Genomic DNA, 22810 nt, shown 5'->3' on the forward strand with positions numbered 1-22810 from the left:
GTTTCCGCCATGACGACGTCCCCTTCCCGCTTCCAGACCTTCGACGATCCGAGCCACGCCAAGGGCCCTGAGCGCATCGAGGCCCTGCGTGCCGCCCTGCGCGAGATTCGAGCGGACGGCTTCGTGGTCCCGCGGGCCGACGAGCATCAATCCGAGTATGTGCCTGCCAATGCCGAGCGGCTCGCTTGGCTGACCGGCTTTACCGGGTCGGCCGGCCTCGCCGTGGTGCTCGCCGACGAGGCCGCCCTGTTTGTCGATGGCCGCTACACCCTTCAGGCGCCGGAGCAGGTCGAGACCGGGACCGTCACCGTGGTGCCACTCGCCGAAGCAACGCCGGAGGCGTGGCTCGGCACGCATCTGAAGCCGGGCCAGACCCTCGCCTACGATCCCTGGCTCCACACGCCCGACGGCGTGGCCCGCCTGGAGCGCGCCGCCGCCAAAGCGGGGGCGTCGCTTCGCGCTGTGCCGGACAATCTCGTGGACGCGATCTGGGCCGGACGGCCCCGTCCACCGGTGGGCCGTGTCACGGCTCATCCCGACGATCTCGCGGGCGAGACCCGGGCTGAAAAGCTCAACCGCGTCCGTGCCGCTCTCGCCGAAGGCGGTATCGACGTCCTCGTCATCTCCGATCCCCACAATCTCGCCTGGGCCTTCAACCTGCGCGGGGCCGACATTGCACATACGCCCCTGGCGCTCGGCTACGCGCTGCTGCCCCGCGAGGGACGGCCCGCGCTCTACCTGACCTCCCAGCTCGTCGACGCGGATCTGTGCGCGGCCCTCGAACCGCTCGCGGACCTTCGCCCGCGGAGCGCCTTCGCCGAGGATCTGGCAAACCTCTGCAACAATGCCGCACGGGTGCGGCTCGATGCGGCGACGGGGGCGGCGGCGCTCAAGGATCGCGTCGAGGCCGCCGGGGGCGTCGCCGATGTCGGCGCCGATCCGGTCACGGCGATGAAGGCGGTCAAGAACGCCGCCGAGATCGCCGGCACCCGCGCAGCCCACCACCGCGACGGCCTCGCCGTGACGCGCTTCCTCGCCTGGCTCGATGGCGCGGTTACTGACGGGGTGAGCGAGATCGCCGCCGTCGAGGCGCTGGAGGACTTCCGCCGGGAGAGCGGCCTGCTGCGCGACGTCTCGTTCCCGACCATCGCCGGCTCGGGCCCGAACGGCGCCATCGTCCACTACCGCGTCACCCGCGCCACCGATCGCAAGGCGCGGCCCGGCGAACTCTTCCTGATCGATTCCGGCGCGCAATACGCCGACGGCACCACCGACATCACCCGCACCGTCGCCGTCGGCACGCCGACGGAGAAGATGCGCGACCGCTTCACCCGCGTGCTGAAGGGACATATCGCCATCGCCCGCGCCGTCTTCCCCGAGGGGACGACGGGCGCGCAGATCGACGCCCTTGCCCGCATCAGCCTATGGGAGGCGGGGCTCGATTACGACCACGGCACCGGCCACGGCGTCGGCGCCTTCCTCTCGGTCCACGAGGGGCCGCAGCGCATCGCCAAGACGGGCACGGTGGCCCTGAAGCCCGGCATGATCCTCTCGAACGAGCCGGGCTACTATCGCAGCCGTGCCTACGGCATCCGCATCGAGAACCTGATCCTGGTCGAGGAGCGAGCCATTCCCGGCGGCGACCGCCCGATGCTCGGCTTCGAGACCCTGACGCTCGCACCCATCGACCGCCGGCTGATCGATCCGGCCCTGCTCGGACCGGCTGAGACCGAATGGCTCGACGCCTACCACGCGCGGGTGCACGCGGCGCTCTCGCCTGACCTCGATGAGGAGACGCGAGATTGGCTGGCGGCGGCGACGCAGCCGCTTGGTGCCGGATAGGCTGAAGGGCTTCCGGGCCTCGATCGATGAAGCTCGTCTACGGCACCCATGCCTCGATACCCTCGCGGAGCGCGGTATCGAGGCATGGGTCGAGCGCACCCTCTCGTCACCGGAGAGCGTCGAGCCGGATCCGGTTCATCCGGATCGGATGCGGGCCTTCCGTGCACTGCCCGAGCGCGACGGGCGTGTGCTGCGTGTGGTATATGTTCCGATCCCCGGTGGCGCCCGCGTTGTGACGATGTTCCTCGATCGCGGCAGGAGGAGGAAGGCGTGAAGAGCCGCTACGATGCCGAGACCGATGCGCTCTATGTCCGCTTCACCGAGACGGCGATCGTCGAGAGCGAGGAGGTGCGGCCCGGGATCGTCCTCGACTTCGATGCCGAGGGCCGGATCGTCGCTCTCGAAATCCTGGACGCGACCGAGCATCTGGCGAGCGGTTCCGACCTCACTGTGCTGACGGCTGCCTGAGGGACGGCTCCCGACGATGGCCAAGCCTTCCGCCGTCCTGTTCGTGTGCCTGGGCAACATCTGCCGTTCGCCACTGGCCGAGGCCGCCTTCCGGCGGGAGGCAGCGCGGATCGGGCTCGAGGTCGCGGTCGACTCCGCCGGCACCGGCGACTGGCATGTGGGCGAACCGCCGGACTCGCGCGCGATCGCGGTCGCGCGGGCGAACGGCATCGATATCGCGGACTATCGCGGGCGTCAGGTCACGCCGGCCGATTTCGAGCGTTTCGACCACATCGTCGCCCTGGATGGCGCCAACCTCGCGAGGCTGCGCGCCCTCCGGCCGGCCGGGGCGCGGGCCGCGTTGAGCCTGCTTCTCGACCACGTGCCGGGCCGGGAGGGTGAGCCCGTGGCCGACCCCTATTACGGCGCGGACGAGGGTTTCGACACCACCTGGGCCGACGTGACCGCGGGCACCCGAGCGCTCGCCCGGCGGATCGCGGGGCCGGAATGAGCGACCTCGCCCGGCGTGCGGCGGACCTGCTCGGCGTCCCCCTCGCCGAAGCGCAGCCGATGGCGGGCGGCAACCTGTCCCAATGCGTCCGCCTGAGGCTGGAGAATGGGCGGGAAGCGGTGGCGAAGACCGGGCCGGCGCCGCAAGAGGAGGCCCGGATGCTCGCGGCCATCGCCGGGGCCGGTGCGCCGGCACCCGCCGTGCTGGCCGCGGACGCGGGGCTGCTCGTCCTCGAATGCCTGCCCGATACGGGCGCCGGGCCAGGCGCCGAGGCCGATCTCGGCCGGGTCGTCGCTCGCTTGCACGCCGCCGAGGGCGAGCGCTACGGCTGGCACGCCGATTACGCCTTCGGCCCTGTCGCCATTGAGAATGCCTGGAGCGACGACTGGCCCGCCTTCTGGGGAGAAAACCGCCTGCTCTGCCATGCCGGCCACCTCCCCGCTCCGCTGTTCCGGCGGGTCGAGCGGCTGGCGGCGGACCTGAACAACCGCCTGCCCGGGCAGCCCCGCGCCGCCCTGCTCCACGGCGACTTGTGGGGCGGCAACGTCCTCTACGCATCTAACCGGGTCTCGGGGCTGATCGATCCGGCCTGCTATCACGGCCATACCGAGGTCGATCTGGCGATGCTGAGCCTGTTCGGCCGGCCAGGCTCGGACTTTCGAGCGGCCTACGGACCGCCCGAGCCCGGCGCCGTGGAGCGCATGCCGATCTACCAGCTCTGGCCGGCCCTGGTGCATTGGCGCCTGTTTGGCGACGGCTATCGCGGCATGGTCGAGGGGTTTCTGGAGGCGGCCGGCGTCTGACCGCCACCTCCGACCACTGCGCTTTATCCCTACTCCGCCGGAGCCGGCATGGGCGATAGGCGCGGCTCGAAACGGCCCTCGCCGGTCGGCTTCATCTCGATGCGCCGGTCGTGGTGCTTGTTCAGGGTCGAGCGGTGGCCGATCGAGACGATGGTGGTGCCGGGCAGGTTCTCGCGCAGCATCCGGTAGATCTCGGCCTCGGTCTCCTCGTCGAGGGCCGCGGTCGATTCGTCGAGGAACAGCCAGTCCGGCTTGGCCAGGATCGCGCGCGCGATGGCGAGGCGCTGCTGCTCGCCGCCTGACAGGCGGCGGTCCCAACTGTCGACCGCGTCGAGCTGGTCGGCGAGCTGCGGGAGCCGCGCGGCGCGCAAGGCGTCGCGGATCGCCTCGTCGGAGAAATGATCGACGGTCTGCGGATAGGCCACCGTGCCGCGTAAGGAGCCGAGCGGGAGGTAGGGCCGCTGCGGCAGAACCAGCGCCGACTGTCCGGCGGGCACGTCGATCCGGCCCTTGCCGAACGGCCAGATCCCGGCAATCGCCCGGAACAGGGTCGACTTGCCCGAGCCGGAGGGGCCGGTGACCAGGGTCGCCCCGCCCTTCGGTAATTCGAGCGTGCCTGCCCGCACGATCTCGCGGCCGTCGGGCAGCGCCAGCGTCAGGTCGCGGGCGGTCACGTTGCCGGCGGTGTCGTTGCCGTTGGCGAGGCCGTAGCCGGCCCCGGCCAGAGCCTCGGCCTGGGTCATCGCCCGCTTGAACGAGCTGAGACGGATCGTGTTCGCCTTGTAGGCGGCGAGGATGGTGTAGGAATTGATGAAGAAATTCAGTGAGTTCTGGACGTTGCTGAAGGCGTTCGAGGTCTGCTGCAGGGCGCCGAGGGTGATCTTCTTGGCGAAGAACGACGGTGCGGCGATGACGAGCGGGAAGATCGCGCTCGCCTGCCGGTAGCTGAACGTGAAGGCGATCAGCTTGATGCGCCGGAAGATGATGCCGACGTAGTTGTCGACGATGGCGTGGAACAGGGTGGCCAGCCGCGAGGACTCGGCCCGCTCACCCCGTAGAAGGGCGATCTGCTCCGAGTAGATGCGGTTGCGCGCCAGGGCGAAGCGGAAATCCGCCTCGACCTGCTCCTGCCGGTAGTCGAGGCCGATGAGCGGCTTGCCGATCAGATGGGTGAGCCAGGTCCCGACCACCGCATAGGCGATCACCAGCCAGACCAGGAAGCCCGGGATCACGGTGTCGGTGAACGGCAGCACGAAGTCGCGCGAGAGCGTCCACAGGATGACGATGAAGGAGACGAGCTGCGCGGCCTGCGACAGCAGCCGGGTCGAGAGCGTCGTGGTCTGGGCGATGAAGTTGTTGACGTCCGACTGGATGCGCTGATCCGGGTTGTCGGCGTGCTCATCGACGAAGGGGATGCGGTAATGCGTGCCCTGTCCCAGCCAGCGTTCGTAGAGGTTATGGGTGAGCCAGGTGCGCCAGCGGAGCTGCAGCCCTGAATCGACGTAGATGTCGACCATGCCGATCACGACGTTGAGGATCGCGAGCGGTACGAAGATGTAGCCGAGCTGGTACCAGAAGGTCGGGGCATCGAACTCCTGCAGCGCGTTGTACATGTCGCGGTAGAAGAAGTTGAAGCGCAGCGTCAGCGCCACGTCGGCGAAGTTCACGAAGATCGAGAGCGCCACGAGGTTGCGGCCGATCTGCCCTTCGGTGCGCCCGAAGCGGCGGAACATGCCGATTTCCCGGCTCGGGGCGTCATGGGTCGCGAAATAGGGGTCGGCGATCAGAGTGATGTCCCGGATCGGCTTCCAGTGCGAGACGGCGAGCACGATGCCGCCGAACACCACGGATCCGGTCGCCGCGAAATCCGGTGGCAGTAGCGCCACGACGGTGGCGGGCAATGCGCCCATGGCGGCGAGCGTCTTGGCGCCCGCGAGCACCAAATAGCCGATTCCGTAGACTGAGACGAAGATCCTGAGATAGGCCGAGAGGGTGTTCGAGGCGATGAGGATGCCGGCCATCGCAAAGCCCGCGAGCGAGACGTAGAGCGGCGGGCTCGGGATCCCCGGCAAGATGACTGGGATGGCCAGCAGCAGGAGCGCGAAGAACGCCGTGAGCACGGCCTGGATGCCGAGCCTGCTCTTGAATGCGGCCACGCGGATCACTCCTTCTCGCTGCACCGGCCCTGCCGATCCCCATACGGGGTGGCATGCCGGCGGACGGGTTCAATCGCCGAATGCGGCGCCCCTGGCTATCCGTCGTGGCGAGAACGTGGCGTGAGGCCGCGCCTGTCACGTGAAATTTCCGTCATGCCGCGGGTCGAAGCAGTGATCTTCCAGCGTGGCGGATCGCCGGGTGCGACACCGTGGACTGCCCATGGGCGCGCTTCGGGGTCGCTGCGGTCAGTTCGCGTCCCAGTTCCAATCGCCGTAATCCGGCTCGCGGCAGCGATAGCCGATCGGACATTGCGGATTATCGCGGGTGGGGACGAAGCGCAGTTCGGCGATTTCGGTGAGCTCGCAGAAGCTGCGGTCGCGCACGAAGCGCTCGGGCGGGCGCCCGCCGAAGCCGAGCGTCACCGCGCCTTCCGCCTTCACGATCGCCATCGCTTCCGCACAGGTCGGGCGCGCCGTCTGCGTGCGCGATTGGGCGAATGCGGGAGCAAGGGCGAAGGGCGACGTCAGTAGAGGCGCCAAGGCCGAGCCGAGAACGGCGAGGGTGACAGGTTTCATCACGCGGGTACGGTCGACGGCCGGTTGCGGCCGCCAAGCTTGACCATGGCAGGTTCCGCTTGCGCCGGGAAGGGGTTGCCGTGCCTCTGCCGCATTCGGAGAGTCTATCTTGGTCTGCGGGCCACGACGGGCCCCTTCGACCCGCGCCGCCCTGCGACCGGGGCCGAATCATCCGGCGGATGGGAGCGAAGCCGAGCCATGGCGGGCCTGTCGATCCTCAACCTTGAGGCCGTGCCCGCCGCCATCCGCTGCGCGCCGGGCGCCGGTTTCCTGACCGAGGACAGATCCGCGCTCGGCCGTCACGTGTTTGAGCACGGCTCGCGCGGTGCCGGTGGCGTGGATCGAGGCTGTGGGCATGCCGGCGCATTCGCCGAGGCGCATCCGCACCGCTCGATTGCTGAAAGCTATTTTCGGACGCTAGGATGACGATGTCGGGAGCAGAAGCGCACGGGACGGCGATCGGAACGGCGATGGCGGAAGGCACGCAGAACGCGGACGGGACGGAGGCGACGCCAGAGGCTCGCCCCTCGACCCTGTCACGACGTCTGACGATTCCCGTCATCCTCGCCGCGGGCTGGGGCGCACTGTTCGCCTATACGCTGATCGTGCTGACCGATGACGGCCCGGTGGCGGCGCATGCCGGGCATACCCGTCTTGCCGCGGCGGACGGGATCGACGTTCCGGAGGTACGCCTGCCCGAGCCGGAGCGGCCGGCCACACCCGCCGCCAATCCGCCGCCGCGGGTGCTCACGGTCGCCGCGCCCGCCCCGCCGCTGGACACCGTGGTTGCCCCGGCCGAGCCGCGACCCGCCGCGCCGCTGGTGGAGCGGGCGGCTTTCGTGGGCATCTGGGGACCGACCTCGGTTGCCTGCGGCCAGCGCCAGCGCCGTCGCGGCTTCCTGCCCGCCACGATCACCGAGGACGGCGCCAAGGCCGGGCGCACCGTCTGCCGCTTCCGCAACAATCGCCGTGAAGGCAGCGCCTGGACCATGGCTGCTGATTGCAGCGAGCGCGGCCGCCGCTGGACCTCCCAGGTCCGCCTCCTCGTCGAGCATGACCGGCTCACTTGGACGAGCGGCAAGGGGCAGGCGAACTATATCCGCTGCGGACGCAAATCCGACTGAGGCTCTCGCCTCTTGTTTTTGCGTCGCCTTTTCAGACAAGCCGGCGGCCACCTTTCGGGCCGATGCTCTAGGCCGCATCGGCCGCGGCAAACCGCAGTCGCAGCGCGCGAGCCCGGAACACGACCTGCTCCGGCATGAACCGCCACAGGCGCTCGGCGCCGTCGATCCGTTCGTCCTCCGCGGGATCGAGCACGACCTCGGTGCGTCCGCTCATCTGCAGCAGGTCGCCCGTCACGAAATCTGGAAAGACGAGACCCGCCCGCGGGTTCTCCAGCATGTTGCCCAGCGTGTTGAAAAAGCGGTTGCCGGAATAGTCGGGGATTGTGAGGCGGCCGTCCGCTCCGACCCGCACGAAGCCGGCCGGGCCGCCCCTGTGCGAGACATCGATCTGCCGCCGGCCGTCGGCCGCCTCGACAGCGCTCGCGACGAAGAAGGTTTCCGCCGCCGCGACGACGGCCCGCGCCGCGGCGCCGAGCCGGTCCGACACGAGAGGCCGCGGCCGGGTCTCCCGCGGCAGGTCCGAGCCTACCTTGTGCCGGCTGCGGATGTATTGCGGGCAGTTCCCGAAACTCTGCTCGACGCGGACCGCGAAACCCTCCGCACCCCTGCGCTCGATCTGTCCATTCAGGCGGTTGCGGCGACGCGTGGCCAGTTCGATCCCGAGCACGGCCACGCCTTGCCCGTCCTCCAACCCCGCCTCGGCGGGATCGTCCGGGTCGCGGAGCCCTTCCACCCGGAGGTGGAACGGGTCCGGCGCATGGAGGAAGCCCGGTGCTTCCTCCCGTAGCGTCGCCCAAGGATTGCCCTCCTGGTCAACGCTGCCCAGCACCGCGAAGGGCAGGAGCGGGAAGAACGCGCGGTGCTGCTCGTTCAGGTGATCGCGGATCACCCGGGGGCCGAGTTCCGCCATCCGCCCGGCGATGCCGACATGCTCTTGGATCGCCACCTCACCCCGGTGCCAGGGAGAGGATGAGGCTGCGGCCTGTGTGCTCATGCCCGATCTCCCGCCGCGTTCAGGCCGACCGGCGAGGCTGGCAGCGCCACGAAGCCCGGCAGCGCCTCGATCCGGGCGAGCCATGCGCGGACATTCCCGTAAGACGCGAGATCGACGTTCCCCTCGGGAGCGGCGGCGATGTAGCTGTAGAGCGCCACGTCGGCGATGGTCGGATGCTCGGCAGCCAGCCAGTCGCGCGCCGACAGCTCCGCATCGATCAGCGCCAGAATCGTGTGGGCGCGGGCGATCACTTCCTCCGCGTCGAACCCAGCCCCGAACAGGGTGACGAGGCGTGCAGCGCAGGGGCCGTAGGCGATCGGTCCGGCCGCAACCGAGAGCCAGCGCTGGACGCGCGCCGCCCCTTCCGCATCCTCGGGCAGCCAGTCGCTGCGACCAAGCTTCTTGGCGAGGTACACGAGGATGGCATTGGAATCCGGCACGATCGTCCCGTCATCATCGAGGACGGGGACCTGCCCGAACGGATTGATCGCCAGGAAATCCGGCGAGCGGTTCTGGCCGCCGGCAAAGTCGACCTCGACGGTCTCAAAGGGCTGGCCGACCAGCGACAGGAACAGGCGTGCCCGGTGGGCATGGCCCGAGAGCCTCAGGCTGTAGAGCTTCACGGTGTTGTCTCCTAAGGCCGCAGGATCGGCCGTGGATCGATCACACTCCCTCCGAGCCGCGAGGTGAACCTGCATTATGAGTAAGCGACTGTTGCGCGGTACGGAATAATCGCGACACTGCTCCCACAGGACGGGCTGTCGGAGGGCTTTTATGGACCGGCTGCAGGGAATGCGGGTCTTCGTGCGGGTCGCCGAAAGCGGTGGCTTCGCCGGGGCGGCGCGCGCGCTCGGCATGAGCCCGGCCGCCGTCACGCGCGCGGTTGCGGCGCTCGAAGCCGCCATCGGCGCGCGCCTCTTCCTCCGCACCACGCGCTCGGTGAAGCTCACCGATGCAGGCGGACGCTATCTCGAGGATTGCCGCCGAATCCTGTCCGAGATCGTCGAGGCCGAGGCCGTTGCCGCCGGTTCGACCGCGACGCCGACCGGTGTCCTGACGCTGACGGCGCCGGTGCAGTTCGGCCGCCTCTACGTGCTTCCGCTGGTGACCGACTACCTCGCGCGCCACCCCGCGGTCGCGGTCCGCGCGCTGTTCCTCGACCGGATCGTCAACATGATCGAGGAGGGCATCGATGTCGGGGTGCGGATCGGGCATCTGGCCGATTCCGGGCTGTCGGCGACCCGCGTCGGCAGCGTGCGCCGGGTGGTCTGCGCCGCGCCGAGCTATCTCGAACGGCACGGTGTGCCCAAGACACCCCCCGACCTGCGCGAGCACGCCGTGATCGGCTCATCGAGCCTCGGTGTCCTGCCGGAATGGCGGTTCGGGCCCGAGCGGCGCATCGCCGTCACCGTTCATCCCCGCCTCGTCTGCAACACGGTCGATGCGACGCTCGCCGCGGCTCTCGATGGCTGGGGAGTCGCGCGGCTGCTGTCTTATCAGGTGGCGTCGGCGGTGGCGGAGGGGCGCCTGCGCATCCTGCTCAGCGACGACGAGGAGGCGCCCGTTCCGATCCACGTCGTGAGCCCCGAGGGGCGGCGGGCGCCGGCCAAGACCCGCGCCTTCGTCGATCTCGCTGCGACGCGGCTGCGCGCCGACCCGCGGGTGAACCCGCCGGCTTGAGGCGGCTCACACGCCCTCGCCGTCATCGCGAGGCGGTGGCAGGGGAAAACCCCTCCCTCTCAGTAAACGTCGGCCTGATAGCGCCCGGCCTTCTTCAGGGCGGCGAGATAGGCCACCGCCTCGTCGGGATTCTTGCCGCCGTACTGCGCGGCGACGTCGATGATCGCGCGCTCCACGTCCTTGGCCATGCGCTTGGCATCGCCGCAGACGTAGAAATGGGCACCACCTTCGAGCCACTTCCACAGCTCGGCGCCGTTCTCGCGCATGCGGTCCTGGACGTAGGTCTTCTCCGTGCCGTCGCGCGACCATGCGAGCGAGAGGCGGGTCAGCACCTTCTCGTCCTTCAGGCCGTTCAGTTCCTCCTTGTAGAAGAAATCGGTGGCCTGCCGCTGGTGGCCGTAGAACAGCCAGTTGCGACCGGGCGCCTTCGTGGCCGCGCGCTCCCGCAGGAAGGAGCGGAACGGGGCGACACCGGTTCCCGGGCCGCACATGATCACGTCCTTGGACGGGTCCGACGGCAGGCCGAAGCCGTGCGCCTTCTGCAGGTAGATTTTGACTTTCGTCTGCTCCGGCAGACGCTCCCCCAAATGCGTGGAAGCGACGCCCAGGCGCAGCCGCGAGCGGTGATTGTAGCGCACCGCGTCGACCGTGAGCGAGACGCGGCCGGCATCCATCTTCGGCGACGACGAGATCGAGTAGAGCCGCGGCTGCAGCTCGTCGAGCGCCTCCAGAAAGACCTCGGCGTCCGGGCGGGCGCCGGGAAACTTGTGCAGCGCGCCGAGAACGTCGAGATGCTGCGCGTCGCCGTCCGGGTCTTCGCCGGCCGCGAGCGCCTGCGCCTTCTTCCGAGCTGCGCCCGAGGTCAGCAGCGAGAGGAGCTGGTAGAGGTTGTCCGGCGCCGCGCCCAGGGAATAGTCGGTCAGCAACCGGTCGCGCAGGGTCTTTCCGCCGATCATCCGCTCGGGTCGCGTGCCGAGTTCGGCGATCACCGCATCGACGAGCGCCGGGGCGTTGGCCGGAAACAGACCGAGGGAGTCGCCGGCCTCGTAGGTGATCGGCGTGTCCCTCAGGTCGATCTCGATGTGCCACGTCTCCTTCTCGCCGCCCGGTGCGTTGAGCCGCGTGCGGGAGAGGAAGGTCGCCTCGACCGGGTTCTCGCGGCAATAGCCGAGCGGGCCGAGTTCCGGCTCCTTCTTCGGCGTATCGGCCGCCTCTGCCTTCGGGGCCGCCGCGCCGCCACTTGCGGCGCCGAACTCCTCCTCGAGCTTCTTGAGCATGCGCAGGGTCTCTTTGCCGCCGGGCTGGCAAAGGTTCAGCCGCTCCTCCCTTTTGAGGAAGATCGCGTTGGCGTAGTCGGCGCAGTTGTAGCCGCATTGGCCGCAATCCTGCTGAGCCATGGCGGCCATCAGCTTCTGCGGCTCCGAGCGGTCCTTGGCGATTGCCATGCGGTCATTGATCGGCATCGACGGGTCGTGCCAGGGGGCGTCGTCGTTGTCGGCCAGCTTCGGACCAGTCGAGGGCGCCTCGCCCGGCGCGAGGGCGGTGGCGCCCTCGACCGCCGGGCCGAGGAGCGCGGCGAAGTAGCCCGACAGCCAGGAACGCTGGTCGGCGTTGAAGGGGGCGCTCTCGGGGATGAGAACGAGCGGGGGCGCGACGTGCTGGGTCATGCGGCGGCCTTGAGGGCGGGTTGTTCTTCGGCGGCGTCGCGCAGGGCCTCGGGGCCGGTACGTGCGGTGAAGGCCTGGAAGCTTTCCTCCGGGCCCTGGCGGCGGGCGAGATAGGCGTTCAGCAGGGCCTCGACGCGCGAGGGCACGTCCTCGGCCTTGACCGCCTTCCAGATCTCGGTGCCGATCTTCGGGTTCTCGGCAAAGCCCCCGCCGACAACAACGTCGTAGCCCTCGACGGTATCGCCCTCCTCCGAGACGACGACCTTCGCGCCGATGAGTCCGATATCGCCGATGTAGTGCTGAGCGCAGGAATGGTGGCAGCCGGTGAGGTGGACGTTCACCGGCACATCGAGGGCCGGCACGGTCTGCTCGACATGGTCGGCGATGATCATCGCGTGACCCTTGGTGTCGGCGGCGGCGAACTTGCAGCCGCGGCTGCCGGTGCAGGCCACGAGGCCGGAGCGGATGCCGGCGGCCTTCGTGGTGAGGCCGAGCGCCGCGACGCGGGCCTCGACCTCTGCGACCTTCGCGTCCGGCACGCCGGAGAAGATGAAGTTCTGCCACACCGTCAGGCGGATCTGGCCGTCGCCGCACTCGGCCGAGATCCTGGCGAGTTCGCGCATCTCGCCGGTCGTCATCTTGCCGACGGGCAGCACCACGCCGATCCAGTTCAGGCCCGGCTGAACCTGCTTGTGGACGCCGACATGACTGAAGCGGTCGGTGGGCTTCCTCGGCGCCACGTGCTCGGGGGCGACGCGCGCGAGCTTGCGGCCGAGCTTCTCCTCGACGGCGGCGAGGTACTTCTCGAAGCCCCAGGCGTCGAGGACGTACTTCATGCGGCTCTTGTTGCGGTTCGTGCGGTCGCCGTTCTCGATGAAGACGCGCAGGATTGCGTCGGCGACTTGGTTGCACTCCTCGGGTTTGAGGACGACGCCGGTGTCGCGGGCGAGATCCTTGTGGCCGGAGATGCCGCCCAGCACGAGGCGCATCCAGATCCCGGCGGGGATGCTCGCGCCCTCCAGTACCTCGATCGCCTGGAAGCCGATGTCATTGGTTTCTTCCAGCACCGGCATCACGCCGCCGCCGTCGAAGGCGACGTTGAACTTGCGCGGCAGGCCGAACAGCGAGCGGTCGTTGAGGATCCAGTTGTGCCATGATTTGGCCAGCGGCCGGGTGTCGAGCAGTTCCTGCGCGTCGATGCCGGCGGTGGGCGAGCCGGTGACGTTGCGGATGTTGTCGGCGCCCGCGCCGCGCGCGGTGAGGCCGAGATCGACCAGGCCGTCGAGGAAGGCCTGGCCGTGCTCCGGCGGGATCTCGCGCACCTGAAGATTGGCGCGGGTGGTGACGTGGCTGTAGGGGCCGCCATGCTTGTCGGCGAGGTCGGCGATGCCGGCGAACTGCCAGTGCTGCAGGATGCCGTTGGGGATGCGCAGGCGGCACATGTAGGAGGTCTGGGTCGGTGCGACCCAGAACAGGCCGTGGTAGCGCCAGCGGAAATTATCCTCAGGCTTCGGAGCCTTGCCGGTCGCAGCCTCCTGGATCAGGCGGTTATGGCCGTCGAACGGATTCTCCGCGCGCTTCCACTTCTCCTGCTCGCAGAGCTTGCCACCCTCCTTGACGGTGCGGTCCTGCGCCTTGATGTGGATCGCGTCCGGGCCGGTGGGCTCGGAGGACGCGGCTGCGGCGCCGCCCTGCCCGATCGCGAGGCCGCCGGTCATCCGAGCCGCCGCGATGCCCGAGGCGAAGCCTTCCAGGTAGCGCTTCTGCTCGGCGTTGAATTCGTCTGCCATCGCTGCCTCACTCACGCTGCGAGGGTTTTCGGGGCCGGGCCGAACATCAGGTCGTCCCGGTCGTCAGGGGAGAGCGGCGCGCCGGAGCGGATCAGCTCCTTGCAGCGCGCCTGCTCGGCGATGTCGCCGACGAAGACCGCCCCCGCGAGGCGGTTTTCGGCGATGATCAGCTTGCGGTAGAGGCCGGCGGCGGCGTCGTGCATCACGACCGCCTCGGCGCCTTCGGGCGTATCGACCACGCCGGCCGAGAAGACGGGCAGGCCCGACACCTTGAGGCTGGTGGCAAGGGACGTGCCGGGATAGGAAGCCGCCTCGCCGACGAGGTGCCGCGACAGCACCTCGGCCTGCTCGTAGGCGGGCTCGACAAGGCCGTAAACGACACCCCTGTGCTCAGCGCATTCGCCGAGCGCATGGATCGCCGGGTCGGAAGTGGTCATCCGGTCGTCCACCGTAATGCCGCGCCCGCAGGCGAGTCCGCAGGACTGCGCCAGGGCCGTCGAGGCGCGGATGCCCACCGACATCACGACGAGGTCGGCCGGGATCACGCTGCCGTCCTTCATCCGCAGGCGCTCGACTTGAGTCCCGCCCTCGATCGCGGCGGTGTCGGCGGACAGCATCACCTTGACGCCGCGGGCCTCCATCGCCGTGCGCACGAGGCGGGCCGCCGCGTGGTCGAGCTGGCGCTCCATCACCCGGTCCATGACGTGGACCAGCGTGGTGTCGACGCCGAGCCGGGCGAGCCCGACCGCGGCCTCCAGGCCCAGCAGCCCGCCGCCGATCACCACGGCCTTGGCGTGCTCGACGGCGGCTTTGCGGATCGCCGCCACGTCGGCGAAATCGCGGAAGGTGAGGACGCCCGGCAGGTCGATACCGGGCAGCGGAAGCCGGATCGGCAGCGAGCCCACGGCCAGCACCAGCTTATCGTAGGGCAGGACATGCGCTTCACCGACGATCGCCAGCCGGTTGGCCCGGTCGATCTCCGTCACCGGCGCGCCGGTGACGAGGCGGATGCCGTGCTCCTCGTACCAGGAGAGCGGGCGGAAGCCGCAGGCCGCCTCGTCCACCTCGCCGCCGAGCAGCGAGGAGAGCAGCACCCGGTTATAGGCCGCCACCGGCTCGGCGCCGACCACCGTCACGTCGTATCGGCCCGGCGCGCGCTCGGTCAGCCGCTCGAGGAAGCGGAGCGAGGCCATGCCGTTGCCGACGACGACGAGTCTGTCCTTCACGCTCATGAACCCGTGATCCCCCTTCACGAACTCAGGCGGCGAGAGCGGGCTTGGCGTGGCGGGCGTAGAGGAACTCCAGCACCGCGGCGCGGGCGTGGACGTAGGTCGCGTCCTCCACGAGATCGAGCCGGCGGCGGGGCCGCGCCAGCGGCACGGGCAGGATCTCGCCGATGGTGGCGGAAGGCCCGTTCGTCATCATCACGATGCGGTCCGAGAGCAGCACCGCCTCGTCCACGTCGTGGGTGATCATGATGACGGTGTTCCGCAGACGCGTCTGGATCTCCATGAGCTGGTCCTGGAGATGGGCGCGGGTCAGCGCGTCGAGCGCGCCGAACGGCTCGTCCATCAGCAGCACGGTCGGCTCCATGGCGAGCGCGCGGGCGATGCCGACGCGCTGCTTCATGCCCCCGGAGATCTCCGCAGGGCGCTTGTCGGCGGCGTGCATCATGTTCACCAGCGCAAGGTTGTGCTCGATCCACTGGGCGCGCTCAGCCCGCGTCCTCTTGCCCTTCGACACCTTGTCGACGGCGAGCGCCACGTTCTCGCGCACGGTCAGCCAGGGCAGGAGCGAGTGGTTCTGGAACACCACCGCGCGGTCGGGGCCGGGGGCGTTCACTTCACGTCCGTCCAGCAGCACGCCGCCGGTCGAGGCCTTGAGCAGGCCGGCGACGATGTTGAGCACCGTCGACTTGCCGCAGCCGGAATGCCCGATGATCGAGACGAACTCGCCCTTGGCGATGTCGAGGTTCACGTCGCGCAGCACCTCGGAGGACTTGCCGCCGCGATGAAACGTGATGCCGACCTGGGAGAGGGAGAGATGAGCCATGTTCTTAGTCCCTCACGCTGCGCTGGTGCCACGGGTCACGAGCACGCCGAGCCCGGCAACCATCCGGTCGAGGACGAAGCCGATGAGTCCGACATAGACGAGGGCGACGATGATCTCGGAGATGTGGGAGGAGTTCCACGCGTCCCAGATGAAGAAGCCGATGCCGACGCCGCCGATCAGCATCTCGGCCGCGACGATGGCGAGCCAGGACAGGCCGACGCCGATGCGAAGACCGGTGAAGATGTAGGGAGCCGCGGACGGCAGCATGATCTTGTAGAAGAACTCGATCGGGTTCAGCCGGATGACCGCGGCGACGTTGCGATAGTCCTGCGGAATGTTGCGGATGCCAACGGCCGTGTTGATGATGATCGGCCAGATCGAGGTGATGAAGATCACGAAGATCGCGCTCGGTTGGCCGTCGCGGAAGGCGGCCAGCGAGAGCGGGAGCCACGCCAGCGGCGGAATCGTGCGCAGGATCTGGAAGATCGGGTCGAGCCCGCGCATCGCCCAATCGGACTGGCCGACCAGCGTGCCGAGCATCACGCCCGCCACCACTGCCAGCGAGAAGCCGAGGGCCACGCGCTTCAGGCTCGCGGCGATATGCCAGAACAGGCCCTTGTCGGTGCCGCCGTTGTCGTAGAACGGATCGACGATGATGTCCCAGGCCTCCGTCACCACCCGCGAGGGCGGCGGCAGGCCGGCGGTGGGGGAGGAGCACAGCACCTCCCACAGGAGCAGGAAGCCCGCCAGGACGACGAGCGGCGGCAGGACGCGGGCGGCGACGCCGCGCAGGCCGGCCAGTGTGATGAAGGGCGCGCGGGCCTTTGCGGCGGCGCGCTCGCGGGTTGCGGTGAGCGTTGCTCCGGTAGCCATCACGCGACCTTCTTGATGCCGAGGCTGTTGAGGTAGGCGGCGGGGTTTTCCGGATCGAAGACCTTGCCGTCGAACAGCGTCTCGATGCCGCGCGAGGTGGAGGTCGGAATCGCCCCGACGCCGAGCGCCTTGGCGGCCTCGCGCCAGAGATCCTCACGGTTGACCTTGGCGATCAGCGCCTTGGTGTCGGTCTGCGCGTCGAACTTGCCCCAGCGGATATCCTCGGTGAGGAACCAGAGGTCGTGCGACTGGTACGGGTAGGAGGCGTTGTCGGCCCAGAACTTCATGGTGAAGGGGCTGTTCTCGACGACGCGGCCGGTGCCGTAGTCGAACTTGCCCTTCATCCGGTCGACGACGTCGGCGACCGGCACGTTGATCCACTGGCGCTTGGCCACGATCGCCGCCATCTCGTCGCGGTTCTCGGGCTTCTCGCACCATTGCTGGGCCTCCATCACCGCCATCAGCAGCGCCTTGGCGGCGTTGGGGTACTTGTCGACCCAGGCCGCGCGCATGGCGAAGGCCTTCTCCGGATGGTCCTTCCAGAGCTCTCCGGTTGTGATCGCGGTGTAACCGATGCCCTGGTGGATGAGCTGCTCGTTCCACGGCTCGCAGACGCAGAAGCAGTCCATCGTGCCGACCTTCATGTTCGCCACCATCTGAGGCGGCGGCACGACGATGGTCTCGATGTCCTTGTCGGGGTCGATGCCGCCGGCGGCCAGCCAGTAGCGGATCCAGAGATCGTGCGTGCCGCCGGGGAAGGTCATGGCCGCCTTCACCGCTTTGCCGGAGGCCTTCTTGGCTTCCAGCACGGCTTTGAACGGTTTCGTGTCGAGGCCGATCTTGTGGTCGATATGCTCCTTGGCGATCGAGATGCACTGACCGTTCAGGTTGAGCCGGGCCATGATGTACATCGGCACCGGCACGTTGTTCTGCGTCACACGGCCAGCCGAGATCAGGTAGGGCATCGGCGAGAGGATGTGGGCACCGTCGATGCCGTTGCCCTCGGAGCCGAGAACGAGGTTGTCGCGGGTGGTGCCCCAGCTCGCCTGCTTCAGCACCTCCGTCTCGGGGAGGCCGTACTTCGCGAAGATGCCCTTCTCCTTGGCGGCGAAGAGCGGCGCCGCGTCGGTGAGGGCGATGAAGCCGAGCTTGGCTCCCTTCACCTCCGGCCCCGCGCCCTGCGCGAAGGCACCGGCCGGCAAGGCGGCACGGGCGGCGCCTGCCAGGGCGAGGGCTGCCGCCGCTCCCTTGAGGATGCCGCGGCGGGTCGTGTTGCCGTGATCGATGCTCATCCGCTCTTCGCTCCGGTGCGCTGTCTGCACATGAAAAAAGCCGCCGTCCGGGGATCGCCTGCGCGATCGACATTCGTCGCGTGCGGGCAGTCCGGATCAGCGGCCTTGCTGACGTTTGGGGCCCGTCATCGTTGGCGGGCTCGTGCGACCATCTTTGCAGGAGCCGTGCCAAGTTCGAGACGGCCTGTGTCGCGGCTCTCGAAGCGTTGCAGCGAACGCGTTTGCTGCGCCGCGCACACTCAGAAGCGCGGCATCTTCTTGCGATGCACAAAAATTAGGCTGATGGTGCCGCGAGACGCAGCCCGAGCGAGTTTCGGACAGCTGGACAGGTGCTCAGCCGGTGACCGCTGTCGCGAAAATGTCGGGCCGGTAGAGGGCTGCCGCCCGGTCTGCCGCATGGCCGCCGGGTGCGACCTGACCGCAGGCGACCATCTGCGCAACGAGCCATCGGGCATGGTCCGGATTCGGCCGGTGGGTTGCAGCGTCCAGGCGCAGATAGGCCGGATTCGTCCGCTCGCGCCCGTCGGCATCGACGATCAGCGCGCCGCTCAGCGTGCGGGCGATCAGCGCGGCATCCGAGTCGAGGTCTGCCCGTTCCGCGAGCAGGCTGCTCAAGCTGCCGCGGTTCTCGGGATCGGCGCACCACAGCCCAGCCCGGTGGACGGCCCGCACCAGGGGCGCCGTGAACTCAGCCCCTTCCGCGGGTAGGGCGAGGACCTTTTCCGGGCAGTCGGGCGCAATCTCGCAGCCGAGGGCCGCGATCCGGCCAAGGCCGGCGGCGACGGCGACGCTGTTCCAGGGGGCACCGACGCAGAAGCCGTCGATGCGCCCGCGCCGGAGGGCATCCACCGTATCCGGCGGGGGCACCACGACCAGCCGCACCGAGGTGTCGAGGTCGAGCCCGCCCAATCCGGCGAACAGGCGAAGCTGGTAGGAGTGGCTGGAGAAGGGATGCACGGTGCCGATCGTCAGCGGCCGGCCCTCCCCAGCCCGCGCGCGAGCGACCCGCGCGAAGCCCGCAGCGACGTCGGCGAGCCCGTCGCTTTCCGGCGCCATCGCCCCCCAGAGTGCGTTCGAGACCGTCACGGCATTGCCGTTGAGACCGAGCGCCATCGGCACGTTCAATCGCGCTTGTGGCCCCGAGAGCCCGAGCGCGCTGGCGATGGCGAGCGGCCCCAGCATGTGCGCGGCGTCGAGATGGCCCAGCGCCAGCCGGTCGCGCAGCGTCGCCCACGAGGGCTCGCGCGCGAGATCGATCTCGAGTCCCTCGTCCCGCGCGAAGCCCAGCTCAGCCGCCGCGATCACGGGGGCGGCGTCGGTGAGGGGAACGTATCCGAGCCTGATCCTCATCCGAGCAGGTCCGCCGCGGTGACGATGGCGCGGGCAATGTCCACGATCTTGCGCTTCTCGTTCATCGCCTGCCGCCGCAGGAGCTTGTAGGCCTCATCCTCGCTCATGCCCTTGCGCGTCATCAGGATGCCCTTGGCCCGCTCGATCAGCTTGCGGTCGGCGAGTTCGGAGCGGGCTTCGTCGAGTTCGCGCTGCAGCCGCGCGAAGGCGTTGAAGCGCAGGATCGCGATGTCCAGGATCGAGCGGATCCGCTCCGAGCGCAGACCGTCGACCACGTAGGCCGAAATGCCGGCATCCACCGCCGCCTGCATCATGGTCTGATCCGAGCGATCGACGAACATCGCCACCGGCCGCTCCGCCTGACGGGACAGGCCCGACATCTGCTCCAGCACGTCCCGGCTCGGGCTCTCCAGATGCACCACGATCACGTCGGGCTTGAGGCTCGCCACCCGTGCCTGGAGATCCGGACCGTCTGGGATGACGACGACCTGGCCGACGCCCCCCGCCCGGAGGCCCTCTTCGAGGATCGCCGCGCGCGCGGGGCTCGGATCGATCACGGCGACGGTGAGGCTGGTCTCGGTCATCGAGGCCCGAATGGTTCGATCCGTTCGAGGAAGGCGTGGGGTGAGACTTTGGGGGGAGACTTAAAAAGGCAGGTGCTTAAGAACTTGCTGAGGGTACCGTCGGCGGATCGGCACGCAAGCCGTGTGCCCCCAATCCGCGACGACAGTTACGAACCGGACATCGATCGGCCCCGCTTCTGCCGCAAACCGGGGCGCACACTCAAGCCGGTTGCGAATCCATCGAGGAGGGTCCGGTTCATGCGCGTCGTCGATCCGCTGCGAAAGCCGGACGTGTCCGCGACGCCCCGCGCCGTGCTTCCTCCGTTCCTGCCGACCCTCGGGCTCGCCGTGGTCGCCGCCCTTCTGTCGCTCGCCTGCCGCGAGCCGACCAAAGGACCGGCCATGGAGCCGGCCGCGTTGGTTCGGGCCGTTCCGGCCATGGCCGCGACGCCCGGCTTCACGGTGTTCGATCCGGGCAAGGCCCTGCTCGCCGATGTCGAGGCGGGGCCGGCCAGCGAGGCCTTCGCCCGGCTCGTGCCCCTCGTCGCAGCGAGCGAGGCCGCGCCGCCGTCGGCTCGTCCCCCCCGCGTTGCCGCCCGGCCCGAGCGCCGCCGCGCGCCCGCGAGCCGGATGGCGACGACGCAGCCGGTGAGCCCTGCGCGGGCCGCTGAGCCGACGGGTTCGGCGCCTGCCCCGTTGGCCCGCACGGAGGACGAGGGCGACCGCTTCCTGCCCACGGGTGCCCTCCCCTTCGCCGCCGTCGACGCGGCCTGGGATGCGGCCCGCAGTGCCGGCTCCGGAGCGACGACCGGTGTCGCAACTGGTGTCGCGACCCTTGGCAGCTCGGTCGTCAGCCTGGTCTCGGATCTGCGCTGAGCCCGCGCTTCGCTGACGGCGGGTGGCGGTTCGGCTCATGAGCACGCGTCGGAACCGGCGCTGAGGGTAGCTGGCGCTCGCCGTGTCATCGGGAGTCGCCCCGGCGTCGGATCGGCCGTTCTCACAATCGTTAGTCCGGCAACCTTGCGAAGCGCGGCCGCTGCGCCACTTCGCGCGGGACAGAGCGGCGATCGCGTCCGCCTCGTACCCGACGAGGCGGCGGCTTCGCGTGGGGCGCTCTGCCACTGAGGCCGAAGCCTGCGTTTCGCCGCGCCGTTCGGCTCGGGACACGACGACGGAGACCGGGATGGCGGGACGGATCGAGGATTACGCCCTGATCGGCGACGGGCGCACCGCGGCCCTGGTCGGGCGTGACGGCAGCATCGACTGGCTGTGCATGCCGCGCTTCGATGCCTCTGCCCTGTTCGCCAACCTGCTCGGCACGGAAGAGCACGGCTTCTGGAAGCTCGCTCCAGCGGCCGAGGGTGCGCAGCATTCCTGGCGCTACCGCACCGGCTCGCTGGTGCTGGAGACGACGCACAAGACTCGCGAGGGCGAGGTCCGCGTCACCGATTTCATGCCCGTTGGCGACGGCAGCCACGTCATCCGCCTCGTCGAGGGGATCCGAGGGCGCTTGGCGATGCGCATGGAGCTGGCGGTCCGCTTCGATTACGGCTCGGCGGTTCCGTGGGTCTCGCGCAGCGAGCTCGGTGACCTGCGCGCCATCTCCGGGCCGCACAAGGTGGTCCTGCGCACCAACGCGCCGATGCGCGGCACCGCCCACCAGACCACGGTCTCGGAATTCACGGTCTACAAGGGCGACGCGATCCGCTTCGTCCTCAGCTACGGCGCCTCGCACGAGGACGATCCGCCGCCGATCGAGCCGCGCCGTTGGCTCGACGACACCAACCGGTTCTGGCGCGAATGGTCGAGCCGCTGCACCCTGCGGACGCCATGGGACGACATCCTGCGCCGCTCCCTATTGACGCTGAAGGCGCTGATCTACCGGCCAACCGGCGGGATCGTGGCCGCACCCACCACCTCGCTACCCGAGGAACTCGGCGGGGTGCGCAACTGGGACTACCGCTTCTGCTGGTTGCGCGACTCGACCTTCACGCTGCTGGCGCTGATGGATTCGGGCTACATCGAGGAGGCCCGCGCATGGCGCGACTGGCTAACCCGGGCTGTGGCGGGCAACCCGGAGCAGGCGCACATCCTCTACGGTATCGCCGGCGAGCGGCTTCTGCCGGAGATCGAACTGGATTGGCTTCCCGGCTACGAGAACTCCCGGCCGGTCCGCGTCGGCAACGCGGCGATCGCGCAGTTCCAGCTCGACGTCTACGGCGAGTTGTTCGACGCGTTGTTCCAGGCCCGGGCCCGCGGCATGGGGCAGAACAAGGAGGGCCTGCGCGTCGGTCAGGCGCTCATCAAGCACCTTGAGACGGCGTGGCGCGAGCCGGACGAAGGCATCTGGGAGGTACGTGGCGGGCGGCGCCACTTCGTCCATTCCAAGGTCATGGCCTGGGTGGCCTTCGACCGGGCGATCCGCAGCGCCGAGATGATGGGAGACGACGAACTTCGCTCCGGCGAAGCGCCGATCGCTCAGTGGAAGGCGATCCGCGACGAGATTCATGCCGAGGTCTGCGCGAAGGGGTTCGATCCGGACTTGAACAGCTTCGTTCAGTCCTACGGAAGCAAGGCCCTCGATGCGAGCCTGCTGCTGATCGCGCATATGGGCTTCCTGCCCCAGGACGATCCCCGCGTCGTCGGCACCGTGGCGGCCGTCGAGACGCATCTGATGCGCGACGGTTTCATCCTGCGCTACGAGACCGAGGGGCAGACCACCGACGGCCTGCCCGGCAACGAGGGCGCGTTCCTGCCCTGCAGCTTCTGGTACGCCGACAACCTGATCGGTCTCGGACGCTGCCAGGAGGCCCATGCGCTGATTGAGCGCCTGATCAGCGTCTGCAACGACCTCGGACTGGTCTCGGAGGAGTACGATGTCCGCGAAAAACGGCTGGTGGGGAACTACCCTCAGGCGTTCACGCATGTTGCACTCGTCAACACGATCCTCAATTACAGCCGCGCGATCGGTCCGGCAGCGGAACGAGGCAGCGGCGCGGACCATTCCGAGTCGAGGGTAGGCGAATCCATCGTGGCGCAGTAGGCGCGTCCCGTCCGACGGGCGGGCGATGGAAGCGAGAAAGACGGTAA

General features: G+C 69.1%; 21 protein-coding genes. 9 read left to right on the forward strand and 12 right to left on the reverse strand.

The window, feature by feature from the left end:
• The first annotated feature begins 9 nt into the window (after nt 1-9).
• The 4 genes from FHU13_RS21535 to FHU13_RS21550 all read left to right on the forward strand — a co-directional run bounded on the left by FHU13_RS21535 (nt 10) and on the right by FHU13_RS21550 (nt 3603).
• Nucleotides 10-1842: an aminopeptidase P family protein gene (locus tag FHU13_RS21535; protein ID WP_183437891.1), complete on the forward strand. Its 1833-nt coding sequence runs from the start codon at nt 10-12 to the stop codon at nt 1840-1842.
• Nucleotides 1843-2112: 270 nt separating this feature from the next.
• Nucleotides 2113-2310, forward strand: coding sequence for a DUF2283 domain-containing protein (locus FHU13_RS28430; protein ID WP_183437892.1), 198 nt, complete (start codon nt 2113-2115; stop codon nt 2308-2310).
• A gap of 16 nt (nt 2311-2326) precedes the next feature.
• Nucleotides 2327-2800, forward strand: a complete 474-nt coding sequence (locus FHU13_RS21545; RefSeq protein WP_183437893.1) for a low molecular weight protein-tyrosine-phosphatase — start codon at nt 2327-2329, stop codon at nt 2798-2800.
• Nucleotides 2797-3603: a fructosamine kinase family protein gene (locus tag FHU13_RS21550; RefSeq protein ID WP_183437894.1), complete on the forward strand. Its 807-nt coding sequence runs from the start codon at nt 2797-2799 to the stop codon at nt 3601-3603. Before FHU13_RS21545 ends, FHU13_RS21550 begins: the two co-directional genes overlap by 4 nt.
• A gap of 29 nt (nt 3604-3632) precedes the next feature.
• Here FHU13_RS21550 and FHU13_RS21555 read toward each other — a convergent pair whose 3' ends face one another.
• Both FHU13_RS21555 and FHU13_RS21560 read right to left on the reverse strand, forming a co-directional pair.
• A complete protein-coding gene (locus FHU13_RS21555; RefSeq protein WP_183437895.1) occupies nt 3633-5759 on the reverse strand; it encodes an ABC transporter ATP-binding protein/permease in 2127 nt (708 codons plus the stop codon).
• 246 nt (nt 5760-6005) lie between these two features.
• Nucleotides 6006-6335: a hypothetical protein gene (locus FHU13_RS21560; protein WP_183437896.1), complete on the reverse strand. Its 330-nt coding sequence runs from the start codon at nt 6333-6335 to the stop codon at nt 6006-6008.
• Nucleotides 6336-6533: 198 nt separating this feature from the next.
• Between FHU13_RS21560 and FHU13_RS21565 the strand changes: the two genes are divergently transcribed.
• Together FHU13_RS21565 and FHU13_RS21570 are read left to right on the forward strand one after the other, a co-directional pair.
• Complete coding sequence (locus tag FHU13_RS21565) at nt 6534-6761, forward strand: hypothetical protein (RefSeq protein WP_183437897.1); 228 nt, start codon at nt 6534-6536, stop codon at nt 6759-6761.
• Nucleotides 6758-7459, forward strand: a complete 702-nt coding sequence (locus FHU13_RS21570) for a hypothetical protein (RefSeq protein ID WP_409518523.1) — start codon at nt 6758-6760, stop codon at nt 7457-7459. Before FHU13_RS21565 ends, FHU13_RS21570 begins: the two co-directional genes overlap by 4 nt.
• Before the next feature lie 67 nt (nt 7460-7526).
• Here FHU13_RS21570 and FHU13_RS21575 read toward each other — a convergent pair whose 3' ends face one another.
• Together FHU13_RS21575 and FHU13_RS21580 are read right to left on the reverse strand one after the other, a co-directional pair.
• Complete coding sequence (locus FHU13_RS21575; protein WP_183437898.1) at nt 7527-8453, reverse strand: pyridoxamine 5'-phosphate oxidase family protein; 927 nt, start codon at nt 8451-8453, stop codon at nt 7527-7529.
• Nucleotides 8450-9076, reverse strand: coding sequence for a glutathione S-transferase family protein (locus FHU13_RS21580; RefSeq protein WP_183437899.1), 627 nt, complete (start codon nt 9074-9076; stop codon nt 8450-8452). Before FHU13_RS21580 ends, FHU13_RS21575 begins: the two co-directional genes overlap by 4 nt.
• 151 nt (nt 9077-9227) lie before the next feature.
• On the opposite strand from FHU13_RS21580, the gene FHU13_RS21585 reads away from it, so the two are divergent.
• Nucleotides 9228-10133 (forward strand): LysR family transcriptional regulator, encoded by a 906-nt coding sequence (locus FHU13_RS21585; RefSeq protein WP_183437900.1) that lies wholly within the window; start codon nt 9228-9230, stop codon nt 10131-10133.
• Nucleotides 10134-10192: 59 nt separating this feature from the next.
• Here the strand turns inward: FHU13_RS21585 and FHU13_RS21590 are convergent, their stop codons facing one another.
• From FHU13_RS21590 to FHU13_RS21625, 8 genes are all read right to left on the reverse strand, one after another.
• Entirely contained in the window at nt 10193-11800 is a 1608-nt protein-coding gene (locus FHU13_RS21590; protein WP_183437901.1) for a sulfite reductase subunit alpha, read from the reverse strand.
• Entirely contained in the window at nt 11797-13590 is a 1794-nt protein-coding gene (locus FHU13_RS21595) for a NirA family protein (RefSeq protein ID WP_183437902.1), read from the reverse strand. The genes FHU13_RS21590 and FHU13_RS21595 overlap by 4 nt, the downstream gene beginning before the upstream one ends.
• 11 nt (nt 13591-13601) lie before the next feature.
• The gene (locus FHU13_RS21600) at nt 13602-14822 is read right to left on the reverse strand and encodes an NAD(P)/FAD-dependent oxidoreductase (protein ID WP_183437903.1); all 1221 of its coding nucleotides are present in this window, start codon (nt 14820-14822) and stop codon (nt 13602-13604) included.
• Between the two features lie 25 nt (nt 14823-14847).
• Nucleotides 14848-15642 carry an ABC transporter ATP-binding protein gene (locus FHU13_RS21605; protein WP_183437904.1) on the reverse strand — a complete coding sequence of 265 codons (795 nt, stop codon included), beginning with the start codon at nt 15640-15642 and terminating at the stop codon, nt 14848-14850.
• 12 nt (nt 15643-15654) lie between these two features.
• The gene (gene ntrB / locus FHU13_RS21610) at nt 15655-16515 is read right to left on the reverse strand and encodes a nitrate ABC transporter permease (RefSeq protein ID WP_183437905.1); all 861 of its coding nucleotides are present in this window, start codon (nt 16513-16515) and stop codon (nt 15655-15657) included.
• Nucleotides 16515-17807: a CmpA/NrtA family ABC transporter substrate-binding protein gene (locus FHU13_RS21615; protein WP_183437906.1), complete on the reverse strand. Its 1293-nt coding sequence runs from the start codon at nt 17805-17807 to the stop codon at nt 16515-16517. Before FHU13_RS21615 ends, ntrB begins: the two co-directional genes overlap by 1 nt.
• Nucleotides 17808-18140: 333 nt before the next feature.
• Nucleotides 18141-19157: a CmpA/NrtA family ABC transporter substrate-binding protein gene (locus FHU13_RS21620; RefSeq protein ID WP_183437907.1), complete on the reverse strand. Its 1017-nt coding sequence runs from the start codon at nt 19155-19157 to the stop codon at nt 18141-18143.
• On the reverse strand, nt 19154-19741 hold the full coding sequence (locus FHU13_RS21625) for an ANTAR domain-containing response regulator (protein WP_183437908.1): 588 nt from the start codon (nt 19739-19741) through the stop codon (nt 19154-19156). The genes FHU13_RS21620 and FHU13_RS21625 overlap by 4 nt, the downstream gene beginning before the upstream one ends.
• A 237-nt stretch (nt 19742-19978) precedes the next feature.
• Between FHU13_RS21625 and FHU13_RS21630 the strand changes: the two genes are divergently transcribed.
• On the forward strand, nt 19979-20596 hold the full coding sequence (locus FHU13_RS21630; protein WP_183437909.1) for a hypothetical protein: 618 nt from the start codon (nt 19979-19981) through the stop codon (nt 20594-20596).
• 307 nt (nt 20597-20903) lie between these two features.
• Nucleotides 20904-22763, forward strand: a complete 1860-nt coding sequence (locus FHU13_RS21635) for a glycoside hydrolase family 15 protein (RefSeq protein WP_183437910.1) — start codon at nt 20904-20906, stop codon at nt 22761-22763.
• Nucleotides 22764-22810 lie beyond the last annotated feature (47 nt).

It is taken from the genome of Methylobacterium sp. R2-1 (genome assembly GCF_014191355.1).
In the GTDB taxonomy this organism is placed as follows: domain Bacteria; phylum Pseudomonadota; class Alphaproteobacteria; order Rhizobiales; family Beijerinckiaceae; genus Methylobacterium.